Source organism: Streptomyces sp. JL2001 (assembly GCF_050917515.1).
Lineage (GTDB): Bacteria > Actinomycetota > Actinomycetes > Streptomycetales > Streptomycetaceae > Streptomyces.
On the sequence record NZ_CP169421.1, the window covers coordinates 1,396,600 to 1,422,374 of the forward strand.

The 25,775-nt window shown below is 73.8% G+C and carries 28 protein-coding genes; 15 read left to right on the plus strand and 13 right to left on the minus strand.

Annotated elements, in window-relative coordinates; all coding sequences use genetic code 11:
- Nucleotides 1-8: 8 nt before the first annotated feature.
- The 3 genes from ACE1OA_RS06095 to ACE1OA_RS06105 form a co-directional block, all read right to left on the minus strand.
- On the minus strand, nt 9-1,226 hold the full coding sequence (locus ACE1OA_RS06095; RefSeq protein WP_356600432.1) for an acetyl-CoA C-acetyltransferase: 1,218 nt from the start codon (nt 1,224-1,226) through the stop codon (nt 9-11).
- 73 nt (nt 1,227-1,299) lie between these two features.
- Nucleotides 1,300-2,442 (minus strand): acyl-CoA dehydrogenase family protein, encoded by a 1,143-nt coding sequence (locus ACE1OA_RS06100; RefSeq protein ID WP_356600434.1) that lies wholly within the window; start codon nt 2,440-2,442, stop codon nt 1,300-1,302.
- Nucleotides 2,439-3,599 (minus strand): CaiB/BaiF CoA transferase family protein, encoded by a 1,161-nt coding sequence (locus ACE1OA_RS06105; RefSeq protein WP_356776676.1) that lies wholly within the window; start codon nt 3,597-3,599, stop codon nt 2,439-2,441. Before ACE1OA_RS06105 ends, ACE1OA_RS06100 begins: the two co-directional genes overlap by 4 nt.
- Nucleotides 3,600-3,778: 179 nt before the next feature.
- Here ACE1OA_RS06105 and ACE1OA_RS06110 point away from each other — a divergent pair, with 179 nt between their 5' ends.
- Nucleotides 3,779-4,984: a saccharopine dehydrogenase family protein gene (locus ACE1OA_RS06110; RefSeq protein ID WP_356600438.1), complete on the plus strand. Its 1,206-nt coding sequence runs from the start codon at nt 3,779-3,781 to the stop codon at nt 4,982-4,984.
- Nucleotides 4,985-5,216: 232 nt separating this feature from the next.
- Here ACE1OA_RS06110 and ACE1OA_RS06115 read toward each other — a convergent pair whose 3' ends face one another.
- Nucleotides 5,217-5,714, minus strand: a complete 498-nt coding sequence (locus ACE1OA_RS06115; RefSeq protein WP_386544868.1) for a YfbM family protein — start codon at nt 5,712-5,714, stop codon at nt 5,217-5,219.
- Between the two features lie 165 nt (nt 5,715-5,879).
- Between ACE1OA_RS06115 and ACE1OA_RS06120 the strand changes: the two genes are divergently transcribed.
- Together ACE1OA_RS06120 and ACE1OA_RS06125 are read left to right on the plus strand one after the other, a co-directional pair.
- Nucleotides 5,880-6,254 carry a PadR family transcriptional regulator gene (locus ACE1OA_RS06120; protein WP_356600444.1) on the plus strand — a complete coding sequence of 125 codons (375 nt, stop codon included), beginning with the start codon at nt 5,880-5,882 and terminating at the stop codon, nt 6,252-6,254.
- On the plus strand, nt 6,251-6,847 hold the full coding sequence (locus ACE1OA_RS06125) for an HAAS signaling domain-containing protein (protein WP_384866304.1): 597 nt from the start codon (nt 6,251-6,253) through the stop codon (nt 6,845-6,847). The genes ACE1OA_RS06120 and ACE1OA_RS06125 overlap by 4 nt, the downstream gene beginning before the upstream one ends.
- A 25-nt stretch (nt 6,848-6,872) precedes the next feature.
- On the opposite strand, the gene ACE1OA_RS06130 is transcribed toward ACE1OA_RS06125, so the two are convergent.
- The 4 genes from ACE1OA_RS06130 to ACE1OA_RS06145 are packed head-to-tail and all read right to left on the minus strand — an operon-like array spanning nt 6,873 to nt 9,008.
- A complete protein-coding gene (locus ACE1OA_RS06130; RefSeq protein ID WP_356600448.1) occupies nt 6,873-7,256 on the minus strand; it encodes a VOC family protein in 384 nt (127 codons plus the stop codon).
- Nucleotides 7,253-7,393, minus strand: coding sequence for a morphogenic membrane protein MmpA (gene mmpA / locus ACE1OA_RS06135; RefSeq protein ID WP_356600450.1), 141 nt, complete (start codon nt 7,391-7,393; stop codon nt 7,253-7,255). Before mmpA ends, ACE1OA_RS06130 begins: the two co-directional genes overlap by 4 nt.
- The gene (locus ACE1OA_RS06140) at nt 7,390-8,313 is read right to left on the minus strand and encodes a hypothetical protein (protein ID WP_432752427.1); all 924 of its coding nucleotides are present in this window, start codon (nt 8,311-8,313) and stop codon (nt 7,390-7,392) included. Before ACE1OA_RS06140 ends, mmpA begins: the two co-directional genes overlap by 4 nt.
- Entirely contained in the window at nt 8,310-9,008 is a 699-nt protein-coding gene (locus ACE1OA_RS06145; RefSeq protein WP_432752428.1) for an endonuclease V, read from the minus strand. The genes ACE1OA_RS06140 and ACE1OA_RS06145 overlap by 4 nt, the downstream gene beginning before the upstream one ends.
- 160 nt (nt 9,009-9,168) lie before the next feature.
- Here ACE1OA_RS06145 and ACE1OA_RS06150 point away from each other — a divergent pair, with 160 nt between their 5' ends.
- On the plus strand, nt 9,169-9,468 hold the full coding sequence (locus tag ACE1OA_RS06150) for a YciI family protein (RefSeq protein ID WP_432752429.1): 300 nt from the start codon (nt 9,169-9,171) through the stop codon (nt 9,466-9,468).
- 9 nt (nt 9,469-9,477) lie between these two features.
- On the opposite strand, the gene ACE1OA_RS06155 is transcribed toward ACE1OA_RS06150, so the two are convergent.
- Nucleotides 9,478-10,560: a WD40/YVTN/BNR-like repeat-containing protein gene (locus ACE1OA_RS06155; protein ID WP_384866297.1), complete on the minus strand. Its 1,083-nt coding sequence runs from the start codon at nt 10,558-10,560 to the stop codon at nt 9,478-9,480.
- Nucleotides 10,561-10,743: 183 nt separating this feature from the next.
- On the opposite strand from ACE1OA_RS06155, the gene ACE1OA_RS06160 reads away from it, so the two are divergent.
- The 3 genes from ACE1OA_RS06160 (at nt 10,744) to ACE1OA_RS06170 (ending at nt 14,451) form a co-directional block, all read left to right on the plus strand.
- On the plus strand, nt 10,744-11,160 hold the full coding sequence (locus ACE1OA_RS06160) for an SsgA family sporulation/cell division regulator (protein ID WP_356600458.1): 417 nt from the start codon (nt 10,744-10,746) through the stop codon (nt 11,158-11,160).
- 264 nt (nt 11,161-11,424) lie between these two features.
- Nucleotides 11,425-13,068 (plus strand): ABC-F family ATP-binding cassette domain-containing protein, encoded by a 1,644-nt coding sequence (locus ACE1OA_RS06165; RefSeq protein WP_384866295.1) that lies wholly within the window; start codon nt 11,425-11,427, stop codon nt 13,066-13,068.
- Between the two features lie 408 nt (nt 13,069-13,476).
- Nucleotides 13,477-14,451 carry an acyl-ACP desaturase gene (locus ACE1OA_RS06170; RefSeq protein ID WP_356600462.1) on the plus strand — a complete coding sequence of 325 codons (975 nt, stop codon included), beginning with the start codon at nt 13,477-13,479 and terminating at the stop codon, nt 14,449-14,451.
- Between the two features lie 25 nt (nt 14,452-14,476).
- On the opposite strand, the gene ACE1OA_RS06175 is transcribed toward ACE1OA_RS06170, so the two are convergent.
- Nucleotides 14,477-15,802, minus strand: a complete 1,326-nt coding sequence (locus ACE1OA_RS06175; RefSeq protein WP_356600464.1) for an SDR family oxidoreductase — start codon at nt 15,800-15,802, stop codon at nt 14,477-14,479.
- A gap of 111 nt (nt 15,803-15,913) precedes the next feature.
- Here ACE1OA_RS06175 and ACE1OA_RS06180 point away from each other — a divergent pair, with 111 nt between their 5' ends.
- The 3 genes from ACE1OA_RS06180 to ACE1OA_RS06190 are packed head-to-tail and all read left to right on the plus strand — an operon-like array spanning nt 15,914 to nt 18,127.
- Entirely contained in the window at nt 15,914-16,213 is a 300-nt protein-coding gene (locus ACE1OA_RS06180; RefSeq protein ID WP_384866291.1) for a hypothetical protein, read from the plus strand.
- Nucleotides 16,206-17,408: a hypothetical protein gene (locus ACE1OA_RS06185; protein ID WP_432752430.1), complete on the plus strand. Its 1,203-nt coding sequence runs from the start codon at nt 16,206-16,208 to the stop codon at nt 17,406-17,408. The genes ACE1OA_RS06180 and ACE1OA_RS06185 overlap by 8 nt, the downstream gene beginning before the upstream one ends.
- An 11-nt stretch (nt 17,409-17,419) precedes the next feature.
- The gene (locus ACE1OA_RS06190) at nt 17,420-18,127 is read left to right on the plus strand and encodes a hypothetical protein (protein ID WP_432752431.1); all 708 of its coding nucleotides are present in this window, start codon (nt 17,420-17,422) and stop codon (nt 18,125-18,127) included.
- A gap of 71 nt (nt 18,128-18,198) precedes the next feature.
- On the opposite strand, the gene ACE1OA_RS06195 is transcribed toward ACE1OA_RS06190, so the two are convergent.
- Nucleotides 18,199-18,456, minus strand: coding sequence for a WhiB family transcriptional regulator (locus ACE1OA_RS06195; RefSeq protein WP_147976569.1), 258 nt, complete (start codon nt 18,454-18,456; stop codon nt 18,199-18,201).
- A 249-nt stretch (nt 18,457-18,705) separates the two neighbouring features.
- Between ACE1OA_RS06195 and ACE1OA_RS06200 the strand changes: the two genes are divergently transcribed.
- The 3 genes from ACE1OA_RS06200 (at nt 18,706) to ACE1OA_RS06210 (ending at nt 21,308) form a co-directional block, all read left to right on the plus strand.
- Entirely contained in the window at nt 18,706-19,563 is an 858-nt protein-coding gene (locus ACE1OA_RS06200) for a hypothetical protein (protein WP_384866286.1), read from the plus strand.
- Nucleotides 19,564-19,728: 165 nt separating this feature from the next.
- Nucleotides 19,729-20,520 (plus strand): IclR family transcriptional regulator, encoded by a 792-nt coding sequence (locus ACE1OA_RS06205; RefSeq protein WP_386544898.1) that lies wholly within the window; start codon nt 19,729-19,731, stop codon nt 20,518-20,520.
- Nucleotides 20,521-20,627: 107 nt separating this feature from the next.
- Nucleotides 20,628-21,308 carry a TetR/AcrR family transcriptional regulator gene (locus tag ACE1OA_RS06210; protein ID WP_386544901.1) on the plus strand — a complete coding sequence of 227 codons (681 nt, stop codon included), beginning with the start codon at nt 20,628-20,630 and terminating at the stop codon, nt 21,306-21,308.
- Between the two features lie 327 nt (nt 21,309-21,635).
- Here ACE1OA_RS06210 and ACE1OA_RS06215 read toward each other — a convergent pair whose 3' ends face one another.
- Nucleotides 21,636-22,517, minus strand: coding sequence for an alpha/beta fold hydrolase (locus ACE1OA_RS06215; RefSeq protein WP_386544903.1), 882 nt, complete (start codon nt 22,515-22,517; stop codon nt 21,636-21,638).
- A 164-nt stretch (nt 22,518-22,681) separates the two neighbouring features.
- Nucleotides 22,682-23,701, minus strand: a complete 1,020-nt coding sequence (gene ligD, locus ACE1OA_RS06220) for a non-homologous end-joining DNA ligase (protein WP_356600480.1) — start codon at nt 23,699-23,701, stop codon at nt 22,682-22,684.
- A gap of 52 nt (nt 23,702-23,753) precedes the next feature.
- On the opposite strand from ligD, the gene ACE1OA_RS06225 reads away from it, so the two are divergent.
- Both ACE1OA_RS06225 and ACE1OA_RS06230 read left to right on the plus strand, forming a co-directional pair.
- Nucleotides 23,754-24,815: an ATP-dependent DNA ligase gene (locus ACE1OA_RS06225; RefSeq protein WP_384866278.1), complete on the plus strand. Its 1,062-nt coding sequence runs from the start codon at nt 23,754-23,756 to the stop codon at nt 24,813-24,815.
- A 686-nt stretch (nt 24,816-25,501) separates the two neighbouring features.
- Nucleotides 25,502-25,699: a hypothetical protein gene (locus ACE1OA_RS06230; RefSeq protein ID WP_384866583.1), complete on the plus strand. Its 198-nt coding sequence runs from the start codon at nt 25,502-25,504 to the stop codon at nt 25,697-25,699.
- The last annotated feature ends 76 nt before the right edge of the window (nt 25,700-25,775 follow it).

The window sequence follows — 25,775 nt, forward strand, 5'->3', positions numbered from 1 at the left end:
ACGGACGGTCAGACGCGCTCGACGATCGTGGCGATGCCCATGCCGCCGCCGACGCACAGCGTGGCCAGGCCGTAGCGCTTGTCCTGGCGCTCCAGCTCGTCGATCAGGGTTCCGAGGATCATCGCGCCGGTGGCGCCCAGCGGGTGGCCGAGCGCGATCGCGCCGCCGTTGACGTTCACCTTGTCCAGGCTGATGCCCATGTCCTTGACGAAGCGGAGCACGACGCCGGCGAAGGCCTCGTTGATCTCGACCAGGTCGATGTCGTCCATCGTCAGGCCGGCCTTCGCGAGCGCCTTGCGGGTGGCGGGCGCGGGACCGGTGAGCATGATGGTCGGCTCGGAGCCGGAGACCGCCGCGGCCACGATCCGGGCCCGGGGCGTGAGTCCGTAGCGCTCGCCGACCTCCTTGGAGCCGATCGCGACCAGCGAGGCGCCGTCGACGATGCCGGAGGAGTTGCCCGCGTGGTGGACGTGGTCGATCTTCTCGACCCAGTGGTACTTCTGCAGCGCGACCGCGTCGAATCCGCCCATGTCGCCGATCGCGGCGAAGGAGGGCTTGAGCGAGGCCAGCGAGTCGGCCGTGGTGCCCGGCCGCATGTGCTCGTCGTGGTCGAGGACGACCAGGCCGCTGTGCCGGTCGGTGACCGGGACGACGGAACGGTCGAAGCGGCCGTCCTTCCACGCCGCCGCCGCCCGCTCCTGGGAGAGCGCCGCGTACTCGTCGACGTCGCGGCGGGTGAAGCCCTCGATGGTGGCGATGAGGTCGGCGCCGATTCCCTGCGGGACGAAGCCGGTCTCGTAGTTGGTCATCGGGTCGGCGAACCAGGCGCCGCCGTCGGAGGCCATCGGGACCCGCGACATCGACTCGACGCCGCCGGCCAGGACCAGGTCCTCCCAGCCCGAGCGGACCTTCATCGCGGCCATGTTGACGGCTTCGAGGCCGGAGGCACAGAAGCGGTTCTCCTGGACGCCGGCGACGGTGTCGGGCAGTCCGGCGGCGATGGCGGCGATCCGGGCGATGTCGGAGCCCTGGTCGCCGACCGGGCCGACCACGCCCAGGACGATGTCGTCGACGGCGGCCGGGTCCAGGGTGGGGAAGCGGCGCCGGATCTCGTGGATGAGCCCGACGACCAGGTCGATGGGCTTGGTGCCGTGCAGGGCGCCGTTGGCCTTGCCGCGCCCGCGCGGGGTGCGGATCGCGTCGTACACGTACGCTTCGGTGCTCACGGGAAGCCTTTCGGGAGGAACGGGAGGTGCGTGAGGGTGGGTGATCGGGAGGGTGCCGGGTCCGGCGGGTCCGTCAGCCGAGCAGGGACCGGCCGATGATCTCCTTCATGATCTCGGTCGTGCCGCCGTAGATCGTCTGGATGCGGCCGTCCGTGAACGCGCGTGCCACCGGGAACTCGGCCATGTAGCCGTATCCGCCGTGCAGTTGCAGACAGCGGTCGGCGACCCGCTTCTGCAGTTCGGTCGCCCACCACTTGGCCATGGAGGCGTGGACGGCGTCGAGCCGTCCTTCGGCGTGGTCGGCGATGCACCGGTCGAGGAAGGTGCGGGTGACGGCGCACTCGGTGGCCATCTCCGCGATCTCGAAGCGGACGTGCTGGAGACGGGAGAGCGGCCGGCCGAAGGCCTCGCGCTCCTTGACGTAGGTCGTCGTGATCTCCAGGAGGTGTTCGGCGGCGGCGATGCCGGCCACCGCGATGGCCATCCGCTCCTGGGCGAGGTTGGTCATCAGGTGGACGAAGGCGCCGTCGAGCTCGCCGAGCAGGTTCTCCTTGGGGACGCGGACGTCGTGGAAGAACAGTTCGGCGGTGTCCTGGGACTTCTGGCCGATCTTGTCGAGGTTCCGGCCGCGCTCGAAACCTTCCATGCCCCGCTCGACGACGAGCAGCGAGAGCCCGTGCGCGCCGCCCTCGGGGGTCGTCTTCGCGACGACGATCACCAGGTCGGCGAGGATGCCGTTCGAGATGAAGGTCTTGGAGCCGTTGAGGACCCAGTGGTCGCCCCGGTCCTCGGCGGAGGTGCGGATGCCCTGGAGGTCGGAGCCCGCGCCCGGCTCGGTCATGGCGATGGCGGTGATCAGCTCGCCCGAGCAGAATCCCGGCAGCCAGCGCCGCTTCTGCTCCTCGGTGGCCAGCGAGGTGAGGTACGGACCGATGATGTCGTTGTGCAGCCCGAGCGCGATGCCGGGGGCGCCGGCCCGGGTGAACTCCTCCGCGAGGACGGCGCTGTAGCGGAAGTCGGGGTTCCCGCCGCCGCCGTACTCCTCCTCCACGGCGAGGCCGAGCAGGCCCTGCCGGCCGGCCGCGCGCCAGGCGTCGCGCGAGACGATCCCGTCCTTCTCCCACTGCTCGTAGTGCGGGATCACCTCCTTGGCGAGGAAGGTGCGGACGGTCTCGCGGAACGCCTCGTGGTCGGCGGTGTAGAGCTGGCGCTTCATGCCTGCGGCTCCTGCGGTGCGTCGGTGCGGGTGGTCAGGGAGGGTACGGCCCAGTCGCGGGCGACCTCGCCGGTGTCGGCGCCGGGCATCGCCGGGCCGCCGCGGACGGTGCCGGGTGTGGCCGAGAACCGGGGGGCGGGTGCGGGCTGGGTGAGTCCGCCGTGCTCGACGAAGGTGCCGCGGGCGGCGAGGTGGGGGTGGGCCGGCGCCTCGCGCATCGAGAGGACGGGCGCCACGCAGGCGTCGGTCCCGGCGAAGACCGCCGTCCACTCCTCACCGGTGCGGGTGCGGAAGCGGGCGGCCACGGCGGCACGCAGTTCGTCCCAGCGGCCGGGGTCCTTGCGGGCGGGCGCGACGTCCTCGATGCCGAGCAGCCGCACGAACTCGTCGTAGAAGGGCTGCTCCAGCGCGCCGACGGCCATGTGGCGGCCGTCGGCGGTCTCGTAGACGCCGTAGAAGGGACAGCCTCCGTCGAGCAGGTTGACGCCGCGGCGGTCCTGCCAGCCGCCGGCGGCCAGCATGCCGTGGATCATGGTGGCGAGATGGGCGGCCCCGTCCACGATCGCCGCGTCGACGACCTGGCCCTCGCCGTGCTCGCCGGCGTGCCGGAGCGCGGCGAGCACGCCGACGACGAGGTAGAGCGAGCCGCCCGCGTAGTCGCCGACGAGGTTGGCGGGCACGGTGGGCGGGCCGTCCGGGTCGGGGCCGATCATGCCGAGGGTGCCCGTGACGGCGAGGTAGGCGATGTCGTGACCGGCGGTCGACGCCAGCGGTCCGTCCTGGCCCCAGCCGGTCATCCGGCCGTAGACCAGTCGCGGATTGCGGGCGAGACAGGCGTCGGGCCCGACGCCGAGGCGCTCCGCGACGCCGGGCCGGTAGCCCTCGATGAGGATGTCGGCCCGTTCGACCAGGTCGAGCACGGTCGCAGCGCCGCCCTCGGCCTTGAGGTCGACGAGGACGGAGCGCTTGTTGCGGTTGGTGAGGTCGTACGCGGGATCGATGCCGAGCCCCGGACCGCCCGGGCGGTCGACGCGGACGACGTCGGCGCCGAGGTCGGCGAGGAGCATGGCGGCGAACGGGCCCGGCCCGATCCCCGCGAGTTCGACCACGCGCACCCCGGAGAGCGGGCCGTTCCGGGTGTTCCGCGTCCCTGCCATGAAGCCCCCAGCGCCGTGTGACACCAATGATGTAACACCGGTGATGCTAGGAACGTGTTCCACTCCGCACAAGACCCCGGGCCGAGCAAGCGCTTGGAAATTGTGCTTCGGCCGAGTTCCGCTAGGCTCCGCCGACGACAAGCGCCCGGACGGGGGCGCGAGTGAAGGCGAGGGGCTGGATGGAGACAGGGGCCGGCACGGGGCGGGACGACGCGGCGCGGCCGTACGACCTGGTGCTCTTCGGGGCGACCGGGTTCGTGGGCGAGCTCACCGCGGAGTATCTGGCCGAACACGCTCCCGCCGGGTGCCGCTGGGCACTCGCCGGGCGCAGCCGCGCGAAACTGGAGGCCCTGCGCGAACGGCTCGCGGTCGGCCGCCCGCACTGCGCGGAGCTGCCGCTCGTGGTGGCGGACTCCGCCGATCCGGAGGCGGTGCGCGCGCTCGCCGAGTCCGCCCGGGTCGTGGCGACCACGGTCGGCCCGTACGTCTGGTACGGCGAGGGCCTGGTGGCGGCGTGCGCGGAGGCGGGCACCGACTACGTGGACCTGACCGGCGAGACCGAGTTCATCGACCTGACGTACGTGCGGCACGACGCGCGGGCCCGGGAGACCGGGGCCCGTCTGGTGCACGCCTGCGGCTTCGACTCGGTGCCGCACGACCTCGGGGTGTACTACACCGTCGGGCAGCTCCCGAAGGACGTGCCGCTGCGGATCGACGGCTTCGTCCGGGCCGGCGCCGTCTTCTCCGGCGGCACGTTCGCCTCCGCGCTGACGGCGATGGGGCGCGGGCGCGAGATCCTGCGGGCCGCGCACGAGCGGCGGCTGCACGAGCCCCGGCTGGTGGGCCGGCGGGCCCACGCGCCGCTGGCGGGGCCGCGGTTCAGCCGGGAGACGGGCACCTGGGCACTGCCCCTGCCCACCCTCGACCCGCAGGTCATCGCGCGCTCGGCGGCGGCGCTGGAGCGCTACGGCCCCGACTTCCGCTACCGCCACTACGCGTCGGTCAAGACCCTGCCGATGGCGCTGGGCGGCGCCGCGGCCGTGGGTACGGGCCTGCTTGCGGCCCAGCTGCCGCCGCTGCGGCGCTGGATGATGGACCGTTACGAGGCCGGCCAGGGACCCAGCGCCGAGCGGCGGGCGCGGAGCTGGTTCTCGGTGCGCTTCGTGGGCGAGGGCGGCGGCCGGCGGGTCTTCACGGAGGTCTCGGGCGGCGACCCGGGCTACGACGAGACGGCGAAGATGCTGGCCGAGTCCGCGCTCTGCCTCGCCTTCGACACCCTGCCCAAGACGTCCGGGCAGGTCACGACGGCCGTCGCGATGGGCGACGCGCTGCTCGACCGGCTGCAGGCGGCGGGCATCCGCTTCCGGGTGGCCGACGCGCGCTAAAGGGCGTTGCGAAAGTGGCGCCGGTGGGCCTCGCGGCGACCGGCGCCGTGCAGCGCAAGACGAAGGAGCGCCCGCGTACCTGAGGTACGCGGGCGCTCCCGTGTCGCGGCGTGGCGCGCATGCCGTGGCCGGACGAAGGCCCACGGGGGCACGCCGGGCGACGCGGGCCTCGGGGGGCTTCCCGGACAGGCCCCGAGCCTGCCGTTCAACCCCCGGGCCCGCCCCTGAGGGATCAGTCGATCCAGATCAGCATCGCGTGGCCGGTGGATGCGGCGCCCCCGAAGAACTCCGTCAGGGGGGTGAACAGGTCGCCGGCCCACTCCAGTGAGGCAGGCGTGTCCCAGATCTGGGGGTAGATCTCGGCCTTGGTGAGTTCGGAGGGGTCGACGCCCTGGATGAGTTGTTCGTACGTCGTCCGGTGCAGGATGTCAGCGGCCAGCCGTACTCGCTCCGGAGTCAGGTACTGCGGCGGTCCGTAACCCCAGTCCTCGGGGGCGAGCGGTTCCTCCCCGTGGACGATGTCGACGGGGAAGGCCGAGCGCTGCAGGAGGAACCCGAGCAGGTGCCATGTCTGGTGTGTGGTGAAGAGCCGCGCCTCGGCCGGCGCGGGCTCGCCCTCCTCCTGCGCGTCCTGAACCGCCTCGACGAGCTCCCAGGCCCACTCGGGATCCTTCAGGGCACGGTCGAGTTCAGCGGGTGTGACGCGCAGGTACTCGCCGTTCATACTCATGGGCGGCAGCATACGGAGCGTGCCCGACAGCGGCGTCGGTCCACCGACTCCAGGCCGCGACGTGCGGGACGGCCGGCTCGCCGCCGGCGGCGGTCGCCCCCCTCTTTCCCGTCTCCCTGACCCACCCGTTCCCATCGCCTTGCCCGACCAGGTATCTTGCATCGCATGGAACCAGGCGATTCGACCAAGCAGGCCCGGGCGGCCGCCCAGCTGCGCAAGGGGGTGCTGGAGTACTGCGTCCTCGCCCTGATGCGGGACCGCCCCCGCTACGGCGTGGAACTCCTCCACGCCCTGGAGGAGTCCGGTGCCCTGGCCACCGGCCAGGGCACGGTCTACCCGCTGCTCTCCCGGCTACGCCGCGACGACCTGGTCACCACCACCTGGCAGGAGTCCGCTTCCGGACCACCCCGTCGCTACTACGCGCTCACCGACAGCGGCCGGGCCGCGCTCGACGAGTTCACCCGCGTCTGGCCCGCCTTCCGCGACGCCGTCGACACCTTCCTGACCGCCCCGCACCCCTCTGCCGGAGACCTCTCATGAAGACCCCCGCCGACCCCGTACGCGACTACCTCGCCGCCGTCGAGCGCGAGGCCTCCGCGCTCCCCGCCGACCGTCGCCACGAGCTCCTGGCCGACCTCGCCGAACACATCGAGGTGACCCGCGCCGAACGCCCCGACACCGCGACCGGCGAGGTCCTGGCGGCGCTGGGCGACCCCCGCGCCATCGCCGCCACGGCACTGGCCGAGGCGGGGAACGGGGACGCCGAGGCTCCGGCCCGGGGCGGTGCCGGCGCACCCGCCCGGCGCGGCAAGGTGCACCCCCTGGTGCCGCTCCTGATGCTCACCCTGTCGCTGCCGTTCATGATGGTCTTCCCGGACCACCCCGGCCCCCTGTTCGGCGTCCTGTTCCGCGTCACCGGCGCGGTACTCCTGTGCACCTCGGTGCACTGGACCCCCGTCCGGAAGACCACCGGCGTCCTGCTCGCCGCCGTCCTGCCGACCGCCGTCATCGCCGCCTGGAACCTGTCCGGCGGCGGCCCCGCGGGCGACACTCCGGCTCTCTGGGCCAACCTGGCGACGCTCGCCCTGCTGAGCGGCACCGCGGCATGGCTCTGGCGGGTCCGCCGCGTCTGAGACGCCGCGGAAGGGGCCGGGCGCCTCAGTGCGCCGCGTGGCGCACGAGGCAGAACGGGTGGCCGGCCGGGTCCGCGTAGGTACGCCAGGCCCGGTCGTCTCCCCCGTCGTCGAGCTGCCACGCGCCGAGCGCGAGGACCGCGTCGTGCGCCTCGTCCAGGTCGTCGACCTGCACGTCGAGGTGGAACTGCTGCTCGGGCGCTCCCCAGACGGGCGGGCGGTGGTCGGCCACGCCCTGGAAGGCGAGCACCGGTGCGCCGGCGGCGTCGTGCAGGGTGGCCCAGCCGTCCCCGAGGGCCCACGGGGAGCCGCTGCGGTTGATCTCGCCGCCGAGCAACCGCTGGTAGAACTCGGCCAGTTCCAGCACGTCGGGGCAGTCGAGCACGACGCACTGCAGGGTGCCGATCACGCGGCCGCCACCACCCAGGCGAAGACGACGTAGAGCATGGCGCAGACCCAGGCCAGGGAGACGAGCCCGGCTACGGCGAGGACCGCGGTCAGGCCGCGTTCGACCGGACGCAGTGGGGTGGGAACGGGGGTTGTCATGTGCCCCACTGTGCCGCCCAAGATCGAAGCCCGGTATCCGTACTCGTACTCAGGTCGTCCACGATCCGTTGCCACTCGTGCTCACCTCCGGGCAACGGCCAGGCCCAGGTGGGCCGGTTGCCCGTGCGCAGCTCCTCCAGGCGGCGGGCGAGGGCGGCGCCCGCCGACTCGGCGCCGTCGGGGACCCCGGGCCCGTGCCGGGCCATGAGGGCGCGGTGGCGGGCGAGTTCGCCCTCGTACGCCTCCGCGGCCTCGGCCTCTCCCCGGGCGCGCTCGTCGTGGGGCGTCGTCCGCCGCAAAACGACCACCGACGGCTCGACGTCCTCGGCGACGGCCGCGGCGAGCCGCGCGTGCCCGTCGAGAACGACGTAGCAGTCGAGGCCGCTCACCCACCACAGCAGGAGCGGAGGCAGGATCCCGGCGCGTGCCTGGCCGCGGTACGCCTTGACGCGGGCGTCGTCGGCAGCGGGCAGCGGCCGCAGGGGGAACAGCTCCCAGTCGGTGCTGTGGAGGAACCAGTCGACGTATCCGTCCGGATCACCGCCGACGACGCGCTCGCCCCAGTGGTCGGCCGGGCCGGCGTCGTGCCTGTTCCAGTGCCGCTGCCGCTCCATGACGGTCGTGAGAACCCAACGGCCGTCGTGCAGCGGTCCGTCCGGGTCGGCGGCGAGCAGCCGTGCCACTCGGTGGAGCCAGCGCTCGGGCCGGCCGGCGTACGCCCGCGCCTCGGCGGCGCGCAGGGGTGGCAGCAGCGGGCGGGGCACGGCCGTGCGGTAGAAGTCGACCCCCTGGTCGTACGGGTCCGCGACCGCGAACAGGAGGGGGTGGCCGCCCTGATCCAGGATCAGACGCCGGCCGGCGGTCCGGAGTCGGAGTCCGGGGCGCGGCCGGTCCGCGACGTCGAGGACCAGCTCGGTCACGGGGCGGCCCCGAGGGCGTCCCGGAGCGCGCGGCGGCACAGGGAGTCGGCGCGCCGGGTCGTCTCGGGGATGCGGTAGCGCGGGGCGAGGAGCAGGGTGTGCGCGCACGCCGCCTCCAGGGACACCCGGTGCCCCACGGAGACGAAGACGGGCTTCACCCCCGCCTGGGTGCGCAGGGCGCGCCCCACCTCCTCGCCGTCGGCGAGGAGCGGGCTGAAGTCGCCGCGGTCGGGGCCCGGCGGGTCGTAGGCGAAGGTGAACGGGTTCTTCGCGACGCCGATCGCGGGCAGCCCGGTCAGGACGCCGAGGTGGCTCGCCAGCCCGAAGCGGCGCGGATGGGCCAGCCCGTACCCGTCGCAGACGAGGAGGCCCGGGTCGGCGGAGAGCGAGTCGAGCGCGGCGCGGACGGTCGGGATCTCCCGGAAGGCGAGCAGGCCGGGAACGTACGGGAAGGAGACCCGGCCGACCGCCGTGGCCTCCTCCACCACCTCCAGGGTGGCCGCGTCGAGGACCACGGCGGCGGCCGCGACGAGGTCCCGCTCGTCGTCGTAGGCGACGTCGAGCCCCGTGACGTGCCCGGTGCCGGGCAGGGGTCCCGCCTCGTCGAGCACGAGCCGCGCGCGCAGCTCCCGCTGGAGGTTCCGGGCGGCGGGCTCGTCGGCGGGCCAGCCCGCGGGGATGTCGAGGATCGTCATGGTGACGGCCACCCTACGACCCGCGCCGGGGACGGCGGGCGGGAGTTTCCGTCCGGGCGGGGGCCGGGGGCGGGGGGGACGGGCCATCCGGCCGTTCACGTCCGGGTGGGGGCGGCCCTCGGGCCGGACGGCGTTCCCCGGTCCCGGTAGCCTGGCGATCATGTTCGTACTGGAATTGACCTACACCGCGCCCGTCGAGCGGGTCGACGCACTGCTGGACGCGCACGTCGAGTGGCTCGACGCGCAGTACGCCGCGGGCGTGTTCGTCGCCTCCGGGCGGAAGAACCCGCGCGACGGGGGCGTCATCCTGGCCGCCGGGGTCGACCGCGGGACGATCGAGAGGATCGCCGCGGCCGACCCGTTCGCCGTCGAAGGGGTGTGCGCGTATCGGATCACGGAGTTCTACGCCACGAAGACGGCGACGGAACTCGCTTCGTACCGGGAGCAGTTGCCCTCTTGACGACAGCCCTCAGCGGCGCGCCAGACGGGCGATCCTGCCCTTCTCGCCGGAGGCCCAGCAGGCGCCGTCGCGGGTGCAGTCGACGGTGTCGTACGAGCCGGTGTCGACCGTGCGCCAGGTGCGGCCGCCGTCCGTCGTCAGGTCCGTGCCCGTGGGGCCGACGGCGAGCGCGGCCGACTTGGTGTGCGGGAGCCAGGCGACGCCGGAGCGGTACGCGGGCGGCGGCGTGGCGGCCTGCCGCCACGTGCGGCCGGCGTTCCCGGTGACCGCCGCGGCCTGCGGGGAGGGCTGGTCCTTGCGGTAGTCGCCGCCGACCGCCAGGCCGTGCGCGCGGTCGCGGAAGGCGAGCGCGAAGACGCCCCGCGCCGGGTCCCCCGCCGGGATCGTCGACTCGGCGGCGGTCCAGGTGAGGCCGCGGTCGGCGGAGTGCAGGACCCGGGCGGTGGCCCCGCCGCCGGTCGCCAGCCAGACGTCTCTCGGCCCCGAGGAGACCAGGCACTGGCCGCTCGCCGCGAAGCCCGCCTCGCCGGCCTGTGCGGCCGGCATCCCCTTGTCCGGCAGCACCTGCCACGACCGGCCGCCGTCGCGGGTGGACAGGATGCGGTACTTCCCGTCGACCGGGTCGCTCATGGCGAGGCCGTGCCGGTGGTCGAAGAAGGTCATGCAGTCGTAGAAGGCACGCGGGTCGGGGTTGCGGAAGGACTCGGTCCAGGTGGCGCCGCCGTCCTCGGTGCGCAGGACCCGGGACGCCTCGCCCTCGCCGATCGCCAGGACCACCGCGCGCCTGCCGTCGAAGGCCTCGACGTCGCGGAACTCCAGCTCCCCCGCACCCGGGGGCGACACGTCGCGCCAGGTGCGGCCCCCGTCGCCGGTGCGCAGCACCGTGCCCTTCGATCCCGCGGCCCAGGCGGTGTCGCGGTCGACCGCCGCGAGGCCCCGGAAGCGTGCGTCCGTACCCGTGGTCGTGAGCTGCCAGCCGGCCGCGGCCGTGGGGGTCTCCCCGGCCCGCGCGGGCGCTGCCAGGGTCAGCGCGAGCGCCGCCCCGATCAGTCCCACCGACATCATTCGTCTCGTCTTCCCCTTGGACGTCATGGCGCCGGAAGCTAGCCGACCTCGCGGACCCCGTCCAGGGTGCCTGGCCCGCCACACCTACCCTCCAGGGGCCGGTGACACAGCTCACGTACCCGCGGAGTGCACGTTCCGGTTCGATCGTTCGTCTTCCCTGATGTCAGGGAAGACGACAGGAACCCGTAGCCGCGAGACAGGAGCTGGCACTTGTCCACCGTCATAGAGCAGGCCGTCCAGGCCCGACTGGTCGCCTCCGCCCCGCGGATGGAGACCGTCCCCGCCACGCTCCGGTACGACCGCGGCGACCCGTACGCGGTCAGCATGGCCTTCCCGCCGCCCGCGACGCTGGAGGGGGTCGAGGTCTCGTGGGCCTTCTCCCGCGAGCTGCTGGCGCAGGGTGTGGACGGACCGGCCGGGGTCGGGGACGTGCGCGTGCGCCCCTACGGCTACGACCGCACCGTCGTCGAGTTCCACGCCACCGAGGGGGTGGCCGTGGTGCACATCCGTACGGAGGAGCTGCGGCGCTTCCTGGAGCGCTCGCAGCATCTGGTCCCCGCCGGCCGGGAGCACCACTACCTGGACTGGGACCAGGACCTGGCGCAGCTCCTCGACGACTACACGTGACGGGCACGGCCCGCCGCGCCTCCCGTTAATTCGATTGCCCGCCCTCCGCGCCCGGCGTACGGTCGGTTCTGGCCCTGTTGTCACCCGATCGGAGATAGGCCGTTGCTCGTCTGAGGTTCGAGACACCGAGCCGCGCGTGCCCTGAGCGCCGCGTGTGCCGTCTTCGATCCTCGGCGTACGAGTACGAGCCTTCCGCTCGACTGCCCGCGCCTCCGGTGTCTCACCCGTTGCCCCAGCCCACGCTCTTGCAACAGGGAGGCCCTCGTGGCAGTCCGCCCCACTTTCATCACCTGCTCGTCCCTCTTCTTCTCCTGGCCGGACGGCACCCCCGTCCTGGACGACTTCCGGCTCGCCGTCGGCCCCGGCCGGACCGGCTTGATCGGGCTCAACGGCTCCGGCAAGTCGACGCTCCTCAAGCTGATCGCCGGTGAACTGTCCCCGGCGTCCGGCACGATCCGCACGCTCGGCGAGGTCGGCCACCTTCCGCAGAACGTGGTGCTGGACACCGCGATGCGGGTCGACGAGGCACTCGGCATCGCCGGTGTCCGGGCCGCTCTGCACGCCATCGAGGCAGGCGATCCCGCCGAGGAGCACTTCGCGGCGGTCGGCGACGACTGGGACGTCGAGGAACGCGCCCAGGCCACGCTCGACCAGCTGGGTCTCGGCCACGTCGGCCTCGACCGCACGATCGGCGAGGTGTCGGGCGGCGAGTCCGTCCTGCTCCGGCTCGCGGCACTGCTGCTCGCCCGGCCCGAGATCCTGCTGCTCGACGAGCCGACGAACAACCTCGACCTGCACGCGCGGCAGCGGCTGTACGAGGCCGTGGACGCCTGGTCGGGCGTCCTGGTCGTGGTCAGCCACGACCGTGAACTCCTGGAGCGTGTCGACCAGATCGCCGACCTGCGGGAGGGCGAGGTCACCTGGTACGGCGGCGCCTACTCCGCGTACGAGGAGGCCCTGGCGGCCGAACAGGACGCGGCGCAGCGGATGGTGCGGGTCGCCGAGGCCGACGTCCAGCGACAGAAGCGCGAACTGTCGGACGCACACATGAAGTTGGCGCGGCGCAAGCGGTTCGCGCAGAAGAGCGCCCAGAACAAGGTGGTGCCGAAGATCGTCGCCAACAACCGCAGGAGCGAGGCGCAGGTGTCGGCGGGCAAGCACCGCGCCCTGCACGCCGAGCGGCTCGACGCGGCGCGCGAGCGTCTCGACGCGGCCGTGGAGGCGGTACGGGACGACGACGAGATCCGGATCGAGCTGCCGCGCACGGTCGTCCATCCGGGCCGCGGCGTGCTGGAGCTGCGCGACCTGGAGCTGCGGTACGGGGCCCGGGTGAGCGGTGAGTTCGAGCTGCGGGGCCCGGAGCGGATCGCCCTGGTGGGCCGGAACGGAGCGGGCAAGACGACGCTGCTGCGGACGATCGCCGGGGAGCTGGAGCCGCTGGCGGGCGAGGCGCTGGCGCAGGTCCCGCTGCGCTTCCTGCCGCAGCGGCTCGACGTGCTCGACGAGGACCGGAGCGTGGTGGACAACGTCGCCCGCTTCGCGCCCGACGCGACGCCGAACGAGATCCGGGCGAGGCTCGCGCGGTTCCTCTTCCGAGGAGCACGGGCGGATCAGCCGGCCGGGACGCTGTCGGGCGGCGAGCGGTTCCGCGCGACGCTGGCGGCCCTGCTGCTGGCCGACCCGGCGCCGCAGCTGCTGATGCTGGACGAGCCGACGAACAACCTGGACATGGCGAGCGTCGCCAAGCTGACGGCAGCGCTGGAGGCGTACGAGGGGGCGCTGATCGTGGCGAGCCACGACGTGCCCTTCCTGGAGTCGCTGGGGATCACCCGGTGGCTGCTGCTCGACGGCGAGCTGCGGCCGACGACGGCGGAGGCGGTGCGGGAGGGCCTGACGGCGACCCGCTGAGCCCGGGGCGGCCCTCGCCCCGTGCCGGCGGCACCGGCCACCCCGCCCGCGCCCCGTGCCGGCGCCACCGGCCACCCCGCCCGCGCGTCCCAGGTTCCTCCTGGGTCACGACCGGGGCGTGCGTTCCGGATCAAGCCCGCTCCCCCGCGACCCACGCGGGCGGAGCGGGCCGTCTGCTCTGCGTAGCCGTGATCGACGCCTCCCGGACGCCCCGGCGGCGGCTCAGGGGCGTGACCTGGGTCTCCGTCGCTCCTCACAACCGCCCACGAGCAGTGCACATAACACAACGTAATCGGACATCGCCAAGCCGGGCTTGGCCCAGCCCTCACGCGGCCTTTAACCTACGGTTTCGTAACCTACGAGTGCGTAAGTAATTCCGCTTCCCCTCCTCCGTCCCCAGGAGTCCCCGTGACGCTCACCTCTCCCCACCTCGGCAGCCCGACCGGGTGGACCGACGCCCGGTTGCTCTACGCGCTGGAAGAAGTGGTGGAGAAGGAACTCAACCGGCACCTCAAGGTCACCAAGGACTGGATGCCGCACGAGTACGTCCCGTGGTCGGACGCCCGGAACTTCCCCGGCTTCTTCGAGGACGGCGAGGCGTGGGACCCGTCCCAGTCCAAGGTCACCGACATCGGCAAGATCGCCCTCGTGGTGAACCTGCTCACCGAGGACAACCTGCCCAGCTACCACCACGAGATCGCCTCGCTCTTCGGCCGCGACGGCGCCTGGGGCACCTGGGTGCACCGCTGGACCGCGGAGGAGGGCCGCCACGGCATCGTCATGCGCGACTACCTGCTGGCCTCGCGCGCGGTCGACCCGGACAAGCTGGAGCAGTTCCGGATGGCCCACATGAGCGAGGGCTTCGAGTCCGACAACCGGCACTCGATGCTGCACTCGGTCGCGTACGTCTCCTTCCAGGAGCTCGCCACCCGGATCTCGCACCGCAACACCGGCCACCAGTCGGGCGACCCCGTCTGCGACCGGATGCTGGCGCGCATCGCGACCGACGAGAACCTGCACATGGTCTTCTACCGCAACCTGCTGAGCGCGGCCTTCGAGCTCGCCCCCGACCTGACCATGCAGGCCGTGCGGGACGTCGTCGTGAACTTCCGGATGCCCGGACACGGCATGCCCGGCTTCGAGCGGGCGGCGGCGCAGATGGCGATCGGCGAGATCTACAACATGCGCATCCACCACGACGACGTGCTGCAGCCGGTGCTGCGCTTCCTCAAGGTCCTGGAGATCGACGGCCTCGGCCCGGAGGGCCTGAAGGCCCAGGAGGAGCTGGGGCTCTACATGACGGGCCTGGACAACGAGGCCAGCAAGTTCGACGAGAAGCTCGCGGCCCGCAAGGCCCGCATGGCGGCCCGCGCGGCGGGCTGACCCATCGGCCGGGCGGCCGAGCGGACTACCAGGCCGCCTCCTGGTAGTCCTTGAGGAACACGCCCGAGGACGGCTCACCCGCCTCGCCGCGCACGATCGGGTCGTAGACCCGGGCCGCGCCGTCGACGACGTCCAGCGGCGTGCGGGTCCCGACGGCCGCTATCCGCGCCTTGCGGGGCGCCGGGTTCTCGTCGGTGATCCAGCCCGTGTCCACACTGCACATGTGAACCCCCTGCGCGGCCAGTTCGGCCCCGCTGGTGCGGGTGAGCATGTTGAGGGCGGCTTTCGCCATGTTGGTGTGGGGGTGGCCGCCCGTCTTGTTCCGCACGGTGAAGCGGCCCTCCACGGCCGACACGTTGACGATGTAGCGGCGCGGTCTCGGTGACGCCAGGAGCAGCGGCAGCAGCCGGTCGCAGAGCAGCGTCGGCGCGAGGGCGTTGACCAGCTGGGCCTCCAGCACCTCGGCCGGGTCGAGCTCCCCGAGCCGTACGGACCACGAGTTGTGCGGCGAGGCGTCCGGGAGCAGCCCGGCCTCGTCCGGCTCCAGCCCGGCGAGGACGGGGACGCGGTCGGCCCGCTCGTACCCCGGCGCCGGGATCACCCCCGGCGGCAGCTCCCCGCGCTCCCCCGCCGCGAGCAGGGCGTACGACTCCGGGGGGCGGCGTATCGTCTGGGCCGCGTTGTTGACGAGGATGTCCAGCGGCCGCCCCTCCGCGTTCAGCCGCTCGCACAGTCCGAGCACCTGACGGGGGTCGCGCAGGTCGATGGCGACGACGCGGAGCCGGTCCCTCCACCGCTCGCTGCCCTCGACGGCGTGGAAGCGGCGCAGCGTGTCGTGCGGGAAGCGGCTGGTGACGAGGAGTTCGGCCCCGTCGCGCAGCATCATCAGCGCCAGCTGGAACCCGATCTTCACCCGGCCGCCGGTGAGCAGCGCACGGCGGCCGGTGAGGTCCGTGCTCAGGGCGCGCCGGGCCGTGTTGTCGACGGCGCAGGGCGGGCAGAGCCGGTGGTAGAAGGCGTCCGCCCGTCGATAGGACGACTTGCAGACATAGCAGTGCCGCGTCCGGACGTAGTTCCCCGGGGAGCCGGCTCCGGTGGCCGCCAGCGGCGCGTCCTCGCGCCGTTCGAGCGCCCCGGTCATGGTGCGCGCGTCGAGCGCGGCGTCGGCGGCGGCCCGCTCGGCGCGGCGGGCCTTGCGGCGCTTGTTGCGGCTCTCGCGGCTGAAGGTCGCGGCGATCTCCTCGCCGCGCATCCGGGCGGGATCTTCCAGCGGCAGGCTCCGCAGCCTGTCGATCGTGCGGCCGAAGGCGGCCAGCTCCTCGTCCGTGACGCGCGTGTGGTGGGGCTCCATGGACACGTGATCGTAGTGAGGCGGCACGTCGTCAGCATCCGGTTATCGCCTCACCCGCCGGTGTGACCAGCATTTCTCCGCCGCGCCGATGATCTGCCAGGGTGGTCGCCCATGGATCGTGATCTTCAGGTGGACACCGATCAGTTGGGCCGCTTCTCGCATGCCCTCGACTCCTCGCTGACGTCGCTCGCCGCGGCGAGACGGGCCTTGGAACACGCCCGGGCCGACCAGTTGGGGACGAAGGAGCTCGACGAGGCGTGCGACGGCTTCCAGCGGCGCTGGAAGTTCGGGGCGGAGCAGCTGGGTGCCCGGATCGGCGAGGTGCGCACGGGAGTGCGCCTCAGTCACGCCGGCTACACCGAGCTGAACCGCGCGATCGAGGCCGCCTTCCGGGCGGTGGAACGTGGCTGACCGGGACTTCCCGCACCTCGGCTGGGACCCGGCCCCGGGCAGCCCGCCGGAGATCGCCGCCCTGCGGGCGAAGCTGTCGGCGTCGGCCGGGTCGCTCGGCACGGCGCACCGCCTGGTGGACCGACTGTTGTCGGAGAGCGCCGGGTGGCGGGGCGGGGCGGCGGACGCGTTCCGCGACGCACTCGCCGGCGACCTGCCCCGCCATCTGGGGAACGCCCACCGGTCGTTGACGAAGGCGGCCGGCCGGCTGGGGGCCTGGCACGACGCGCTGGTGGGCTACCAGTCGACCGCCCGCTCCTACGAGACCCGGGCCGCCGTCGACGCGGACGCGGTCCGCGCGTCCGAGGCGGCCTGGCGGGCGGCCTCCGCCCCGGGCGCGGACACCCCCGAGCCGGAGCTGAAGCGCGCCTCCGCGGACCTGACCAAGGCGCGGCAGGCACTGGACCACGTCCGGCGCAAGGCCCGTGAGCTGGAGGAGACCCACCGGACGGAGGCCGGCGCGATCGCGAAGTCCCTGAACGAGGCGACGGACAAGCTGGCCCCGAAGGAGCCCGGCTGGCTGGACAAGGGCCTGGACTGGCTCGACGACAACCTGGGCGACACCCTCAGCCTCACCTCGGCGCTGCTCGGCCTGGTCGCGGTCTTCGCCACCGGAGGGCTCGCCGTCCCACTGCTGTTCGCCGCCGCCGGGCTCAGTCTGGCCGCGCTGGCACTGCACGCCGGGGACCCGAAGATCCGGTCCGCGCTGAAGGGCGGCTTCACCGAAGGCCGCTTCGACAGCCGGTTCTTCAGCGCCACGGCCACCCTCGCCGGCGACGCGGTGGGCGCGGTGCCGGGCCTCGGCGCGGTGGCCCAGGGCGCCAAGGGCGCCCGGGCGGCGACCGGGTTCGGCGAGGGGGTCCGCACCTTCGGCCGGTCCTCCACGACGGCCCTGCGGGAGTTCGACGCCGCGCCCAGGCCGGTGACGGAGTGGGCCGTCCGGCGCGTGGGCCCGGGCGCCCGGACGCCGGTCAACGCCGCCTTCGCGGGCACCGGGACGCTGACGGCCGCGAGCAGCGTCGCGGCGTCCGACGACGACCGCCTCGCGCGCGACGGGGCCACCGGTGTCGACGCCGCGCGGCTCGGGAGCTCCGAGATCCCCGCCTACTGGACCCACGCCCGCGACATGGGCCGCGCGGCCGGGACCGTCCGTTGAGGAGGAACGCCGTGCGGGACCCGGACGCCGTCTGGTTCCGTCTGCCGCCGGGCTACGTCGACCTCGACCTCGACGCGCTGGAGCCGCTCCGGGACGGGCTGCTCGCCGACTGGGCGACGCTGTGCGCCGACCCGGACCGCGCCGCTCGCGCGGCACGGGAGTCCCGGGCGCTCTTCGGCCTGCTGGAGCAGTTGCGCGGCCGGGGCGTCCTGCACACGGCGATCGGGCTCCACGCGGGCGACGAGACGCGGGCCGGCGAGGCGACGGGCGGGGAGACGCGGGACGAGACGCGGGTGTCGGTGTTCTCGCTGTCCGAGGTCGAGACGGGCGCGCCGAGCTCCGCCGCCGCGGCGGCCCGGTGCGCGCTGGATCTGGCCACGGCCGGCCTCGGCGACGTCCGGGAGTCCGGACTCGTCGACCTGCCGTGCGGCACTCCCGCCGCGCTCGTGACCTCCCTGCTGCCGGAGTCGCCCGAGGGGCCGCTCGACGGCGTGGGCGGTCCCGTGCCACGGGTGTTCCAGGCACGTCTCGCGATCGCCCGGCCGCGCGGCTCGCGCGTCGTCGTCGCCGACCTCACCACCGCGCACCCCGCCGAGGCGGCGGCGTACACGGACATCCTGCTGGCCGTCGGCGGGACGGTCCGCTTCACCGATCCGGAGGGCCCGGCCGAGCCGGACACCGCGCCGGCCCGCAGCCGGCTGCTCGACGTCCTGCTGTGACCGGAGCCCGTGCCGTCCCCGCGCCCCGGCGGTGCCGGGGCGGCCCCGGGGGAAGGCCTCGTGAGGGTCGTTCAGCCCTGCCGGCGCTTCAGGCGGAAGCGTTCCTTCTCCGAGAGCCCGCCCCAGACGCCGAAGCGCTCGTCGTGCGTCAGCGCGTACTCCAGGCACGCCACGCGCCCCTCGCAGGCGCCGCAGAGCTGCTTCGCCTCGCGGGTGGAGGAACCGGGCGCCGGGAAGAAGAACTCCGGGCCGGCCTGGGCGCACAGGGCGTTCTCCTGCCAGGACATGTCGGGCTCCGGTGCGGTCAGTACGGTCGTGTCGGTCTGCATGGCGTACACGCTGCCCGAGGGTCGTAAACGAGCCATCAACGTTCGATCAATGCGGCGCGCCGTAAGGGTTTGTCACGGACCCGCGAGTCGGCGATGATCGAACGCATGACGACCAGAAAGGGCCATGCGGCCTAGGATCCCCGCCCACCTCTCCTCCGTTCGCGCGCCCCCGGGCTCCGCCCGCCGCCCGCGCCGGACGCCCGTCGCGGCCCACGCCCCGCGTCCCGCCCCACAGAGGAGAGCCCGCCCGTGCAGAAGACCGCCCTCGAACCGTACGCCCGCCTGCCCCGCGCCCATCACGGCCGGCACGTCCTGGCCGCCACCGTCGACGACTTCGGTGTCGCCCACTGGCTCCTCGTCGACCGCCCGTCGCGGCCCGGCGGCGACCCGAAGCCCTACGACGCCCTCGTCGTGTCGGTCGGCGACGGTGGCGTGGAGGTCACCGAACTCAACGCCGTGCACGCCCGGCGGCCGCTTCTGGACCGGCTGCCGGACGGCGGGTTCGTCCTCGCGGCCGCCCGCGACCGTGGGGCGGACAAGCAGCGCCAGGTGCAGGTCTTCGACGCCCTCGGTCGCCAGACCTGGTCCTTCGGGGTCGGGGACGCGATCGAGCACCTGCTCGTCGACGCGACGGGCGAGCTGTGGGTCGGGCACTTCGACGAGAATCCGGTGGGCATCCGCCGCTGGAGCGCGACGGGCGAGCGCCGCTGGACCTCCGGTTCCGTTCCCGGAGCCGGCTGGATCATGGACTGCTACGCCCTGAACGTGGCGGGGTCCGTCGCCTGGGCCTGCCCGTACACCGACTTCCCGCTGCTGGAGATCCGGCCCGGGGAGCCCGTGCGGGTGCGGGCCAACTCCCTCCACGGCGCCCACGGTCTGGCCGTCCACGCCGACCGGGTCGCCTTCGTCGGCGGCTACGGCGAGGACCGGGACCGGGTCAGGTTCGGCGCCCTCACCGAGACCACCGTCGAGCCGGTGGAGGTCGCCGAACTGACCCGGCCCGACGGCGGCTCCCTCGGCCGCCGCCGGATCGTCTGCCGCGGCAGCAGGGTCTACGTCCTGGAGGAACCGTCCACCGAGTGGGCGGTGTTCGACATCGGCGGCTGAGCCCCGGGGCCGCGGCCGCCACGGCGGGCGTGCCGCCGCCGGGGGCACGGCGCCGCGCTCCCCTGCCGGGGCCCGTGAACGGCGTGTTTCCGGCCTCGCCACCGTGCTGATCCGGCTCCCGCCATGTGGGAGCGTGGAGGCCGACCACGCAGGGGAGCGGACGATATGACGACCCAGGCCGACGCCGGCGCCGTACGCGCGCCGTCCGGAGCCCAGGCGGTGCGGCGCGCGCTGGACGTACTGCACTGCTTCCACGACAACGGGCCGGACCTGAGCGCCTCCGACCTCGCGCGCCGGCTGGGCCTGTCGACCTCGACCGCCCACCGGCTCGCGCGGACGCTGCTCGCGACCGGATTCCTGGAGCAGGACGCCCGTACGGCCCGCTATCGGCTCGGGCCCGCCGTGACGGAGCTCGGCCGGCTCTCGTACCACCAGCGGGGTCTGCACCTGGCCGCGCCCGAGCTCGCCGATCTGGCCGAACGCACGGGCGCCGCTGCCGACTTGGCCCTGCGCAGCGGCCCGCACGCCGTCATCGTGGCGGGCGGCTCCATCACCCCCAAGGTGGGGCTGCGTCGCCCGCTGATGTCGACGGCGCTCGGCAAGGTGCTGCTGGCCTGGCCGCGGGCGGGCGAGGGCAACGCCCGCCCGCTGCCGCCGCCGTCCGCCGTCACGGAGCGCGCGCTCACGGAACCTGCCCTCCTGGAAGGCGAGTTGGCGCGCGTTCGGGAGCGTGGCTACGCACTGGACGACGGCGAGTCGGCCCACGAGGGCCGGACGGTGGCCGTCCCCGTCCTGGAGCGATCGGGGCACGCGCGCTTCGCGCTCGCGGTGCGGGCGACGGCCGAGGTGATCACGGAGGCGCGCCTGGACTGGTTCCTGGCGCAGGCCCGGTCCTGCGCGCGGGCGCTCGAGGTGCTGCTCCTGCCTCCCGGGGAACGCCGGGCCCCGGCCGCCTGAGGGCCCCGCGCGCGCGTGTCCCGATCGCCCAAGGGGACGGGTCCGGGCGCCCCGGATCCCCCTCCGCACCCATGTCCGCACGACCGTGCGTTCAGTACGATGGGGGGATGAGCGGGAGCGGCGGGACCAAGACGGACGGACGCGTCGAGCGTGGCAACCAGACGCGTCGCCTGGTGCTGGGCCGCACGATGGACATCGCCTCGGTGGAGGGCCTCGACGGCCTGTCCCTGGGCCGGATCGCGACCGAGCTGAAGCTCAGCAAGAGCGGGGTCTTCGCCCTGTTCGGCTCCAAGGAGGAGCTGCAGCTCGCCACCGTCCGCGCTGCCGTCGCCGTCTTCGCCGACCAGGTGGTGGCGCCGCTCGGCGACCTGCCGCCGGGCCCGGGCCGGGTGTGGGCGCTGTGCCGGAACTGGCTCGCGTACTCGGCCGGCCGGGTCTTCGCCGGGGGCTGCTTCTTCTACGCGGTCTCGGCCGAGTTCGACGCCCGCAGCGGTCCGGTCCACGACGCGATCGCCCGGACCCGCGCCGACTGGGCCGCGTACATGGAGCAGGAGCTGGCGGCGGCCCGCGACGCGGGCGGCCTGGTCGAGGACGTCGACGTGCCCCAGCTGGCCTTCGAGATCATCGCCCTGATGGAGGCGGCCAACGCGCAGTCCGTGCTGCTCGGCGACGCGGAGATCTACCGGCGGGCGGGCCGGGGCATCGTCCGCCGCCTGCGCGCCGAGACCTCGGACGGGGCACGCGCCGAGATCGACGGCGCCGGGTTCACACCGCCCCCCTCGGCTTGAACCCGCCGTCCGCGGGTCCGCCCACCGGGCGGCCCGCGAACGGCGGACCGGGCACGCCCGCCTGACGCCAGGGCGGCCGGCGCCTCAGCGCGCCGCGTCGGCCTCCGCCGGTGGCCGCAGGTCAGCGAGAAGTGCGCGCCGGACTGCGGCACGCTCGCCCGACCGACCACCCGAACCCCGCCGCCCCCGGCGGCGCGCACCCCCCCTCGGCGGGCCGTCCGAGCGCCTTCCGGGGCCGCGCACCCGGGCCACTTTCCCGACGCCCCTCCCGGCCCGGACATGACCTGGCGGCGTCTTGTCGATCCTGCCGGGAGGGGGCCGCCCGGCTCATCCCGCGGCCGGGGCCTCGCTCGGGCTGAGCGCGGGCGCCGTCACGAAGCGCACGGCCTCCGCGACGACCTCCGGGTCGGCGAGGATCCGGCGGTGGCCGAGGCCGCAGGTGACCACGAGACGGGCCCGGGCGCCGTGGGCGCGGGCGAGCGCCCGGGACTGGGCGGGCGGCACCATGTCGTCCTGGTCGTCGTGGAACAGCAGGACGGGCGCGGCGAGTTCCTCGGGCGCGTGGGTGGCGCTCAGCCGCCGCCAGATGTCGGGCTCACCGGGGAAGAGCGTCGTCTCCACGTGACGGCGCATCCCGTCGATGACGCGTTCGTCCAGGCCGAGACCGGTCCGGAACCCCTCGACCAGCCAGTCGAAGCGGCCTACGCCGCCGAGGCCGACGAACCGCTCGGTCCGCACCCCGTCGCGGAGCGCGAAGAGTGCGGCGAGCACACCGAAGGAGTGGGCGATCACGGCCTCGAAGTCACCGTGTTCGGCGTGCAGGTGACGGATGATCTCGCGGTACTCGCGGATGTTCGTGGCGCGCCCCTCCGAGGCGCCGTGTCCGGGGCCGTCGAACAGGACGGGGCTGTAGCCCTGTTCACGCAGGGCCCGGACGAAGGCGGCGAAGCGTGCTCCGCGCGAGGACCAGCCGTGGACCAGCAGGACCGGGCGGGATCCGTCGCCCCAGGCGTAGGTGACGACCCCCTTGCCCCGCACCTCCAGCCGGCCGGGGCGCGCTTCGGCGAGCAGCCGTTCCTCCTCCGGCCGCAGCCCGGCCCGGCCCTGCGGGCGGACGAAGAGGTGGAAGGCGGCGCGTCCGGCGAGCCCGGGAGTCAGGCGGGCGGTGGCGTTCAGGGAGGTGCGCAGGAGTGGAACCAGGGGGTGCATGCCGGGTCTCCTCGGTCGGCCGGAACGATGAGAAAATGCTAGCACGATCGTTCGTGTTGTTTCCTGGCTCGGCAATACCCCTGGCACCGAGCGGCGGACGGGCGCGGCCGGAGCCGGGCTCGTCCGCCGGTCGACCGCTTCGCCGCCGGTCGCCCGCTTCGCCGTCAGTCGGCCTTCTTCGCCCGGCTGGGCTGCACCCGCTTCGGCTCCCCCGGCATCTTGGGGTACTCCGGCGGGTACGGCAGGTCCCCCAGGCCGTGCTCGGCCTCGTCCCGCCGGGCCAGTTCCAGCAGGCTCTCCAGACTGAAGCGCTGGTCGTCCATGTCCGCGTGGACGTCGCCGACCTCGGCGTAGCGCGCGGGCATCGTCCTGATGTCGAAGTCCTGCGGCACCGCGTCGTCGATCTCGTCCCAGCGGAGCGGTGCCGAGACCGGCGCGTGCGGGCGGGGCCGTACGGAGTAGGCGGAGGCGATGGTGCGGTCGCGGGCGGTCTGGTTGTAGTCGACGAAGATCCGTTCGCCCCGCTCCTCCTTCCACCACTTGATGGTGACCCGGTCAGGCATCCGGCGCTCCAGCTGCCGGCCGCAGGCGATGGCGGCCCGCCGCACCTGGGTGAAGGTCCACCGGGGCTCGATCGGCACGAAGACGTGCAGGCCGCGCCCGCCGGAGGTCTTGGGCCAGCCGCGCAGTCCGGCCTCGTCGAGCACGGCCCTCAGTTCGTGGGCGGCGCGCACCGCGTCGGCGTAGTCCGTGCCCGGCTGCGGGTCGAGGTCGATGCGCAGCTCGTCGGGGTGGTCCGTGTCCTCGCGGCGCACCGGCCACGGATGGAAGGTGAAGGCACCCTGGTTGGCGGCCCACACGACGGCCGCCGGCTCGGTCGGGCACATCTCGTCGGCGCTGCGGCCGCTCGGGAAGGTGATGTGCGCGGTCGGGATCCAGTCGGGCATGTACTTGGGGGCCCGCTTCTGGAAGAAGGACTCGCCCGTCACCCCGTCGGGGTAGCGCTCCAGCGTCGTCGGGCGGTCGCGCAGCGCGCGGGTGATGCCGTCGCCGACCGCCAGGTAGTAGGTGACCATGTCGAGCTTGGTGTAGCCGGGTTCGGGAAAGTACACCTTGTCGGGATGGGACACACGGACCGTCCGGTCGCCGACTTCCAGTTCCACCGCTGCCGCCTTGCCTGCCATGCCCGCCAGCGTAGGGCTCGCCGACATTCCCCGCATACCGGACAATCGCTGCATGGATCTGCCGGTGATGCCGCCCGTGAAGCCGATGCTGGCCAAGGCCGTGAAGAGGATTCCGCCGGGCATGCAGTACGAGGCCAAGTGGGACGGCTTCCGCGCCCTCGTCCACCGCGACGGCCCCGAGCTCGTCATCGGCAGCCGCACCGGCAAGCCCCTGACGCGGTACTTCCCCGAACTGGTCGAGGCGCTGGCGCCCCGGTTGCCCCAGCGGTGCGTGGTCGACGGGGAGATCGTGATCGAACACGACGGCAGACTCGACTTCGACCGGCTCTCCGAGCGCATCCACCCCGCCGCGTCGCGGGTGCGGATGCTGGCGGAGACGACTCCCGCCCGGTTCATCGCCTTCGACCTGCTCGCCCTCGGTGACGAGTCGCTCCTCGACACTCCGCTGGCCGAGCGGAGGGCGGCGCTGGAGGAGGCGCTGCGCGGGGTCGACGCCCCGGTCCACCTGGCCCCGGCGACCCGGGACCCCGAGGTGGCGGCGCGCTGGTTCGAGCAGTACGAGGGGGCCGGGCTCGACGGGGTGATCGCCAAGCCCCTGGACCTGCCGTACCGGCCGGACGCGCGGCTGATGTACAAGATCAAGCACGAGCGGACGGCCGACGTGGTCGTGGCCGGCTACCGCTTCCACAAGAGCGGCCCGGTCGTCGGCTCGTTGCTGCTCGGCCTGTACGACGGCACCGGCCGGCTCCAGCACGTCGGCGTCTGCGCGGCGTTCACCGCGAAGCGCCGCGAGGAGCTGGTCGCGGAGCTGGAGCCGCTGCGGATGGACCCGCCGGACGGGCACCCGTGGGCGGCCTGGACGGACGAGTCCGCGCACGAGGGCGCCCGGCTGCCGGGGGCACCGAGCCGCTGGTCGGGGAAGAAGGACCTGTCGTGGGTGGCGCTGCGGCCGGAGCGGGTCTGCGAGGTGGGCTACGACCACATGGAGGGCGACCGGTTCCGGCACACGGCCCAGTTCAAGCGGTGGCGGCCGGACCGCGCGCCGGAGTCCTGCGGATACACCCAGCTGGAGGAGCCGGTCTCCTATGACCTGGCGGAGGTACTGGCTCCCTGAAGGGGGCCGCACCGGTCGCGCCACGTCCCGGGGGCGCGTCGCACCGATGGCGCGCACCCCACGCGGGGACGTGCCGGGACCGCCGATCCTCCTGCGCAGTCAACTTACTTACGCGTAAGGAGAATTGGACCGTCCGCACGGGATCGACCGGAACCGTCCGGACGGGATCGACCGGACGAGGCCGGCCACACCCGTACGCCCACCGGGCCGGCGGCGACCCCCACTCCGGCGCGACCTCTCGACACACCCGGGTGGTCCAGCGATCAACCGCTTCGACACCTCCTCAAACCCGGAACCGGCCCGAGAGGAGCGTGAGATGCTTCACATTCTCCGACGGCGCGTCAGGGGTCCACCCACCCTCTCTCGACGTCGCGTTCGACGAACGTCCGAGCGAAGGCGAGTCGCCGGCCGCGGGGAAGATCGCGCCACGCTCCCCGCACCTGCGGGAACGTACCGGACCGCCCCGGAGCCCGCGTGATCCACCGGCCCGCGGCCGGGCCGCACGCCCCGCCGAAGGGTCCGCGACCCGTTGCGACGCGGGGACAACCCCGTCGACGAACCCGGAACCCCATCCGGTACGTATGTAGGAGAGAGACCCACCTCGCCTCCGGACCCACAAGGACTGCCCCGTGATCACCTCGCCCGCACCCCTCGTTCCCGTCCCGATTCCCGACCGCGTGGCCGCCATGATCGGTTCCTGTCTGCCGCTGCACGTCCTGCAGGCGGAGGTCGACGCCGACAGCGCGGCGCGCGAGGTGTACCGGTTCCGCGGACCGCTGTGCGCGGAGGACCGCGCGGACCGCGAGCACGCCCTGTCGGCGCTGGCCCGGGCCAACAAGATCCTCGCCAAGCACCACCCGCTGCTGCCGGTGCTCCCGAACTGAGGCACGCCGTCGGGGGCCCGCGCCCGGCCCGACCCGGACAGCACGACCGGGACCGTGTCCCACCGGGCTCCGTACC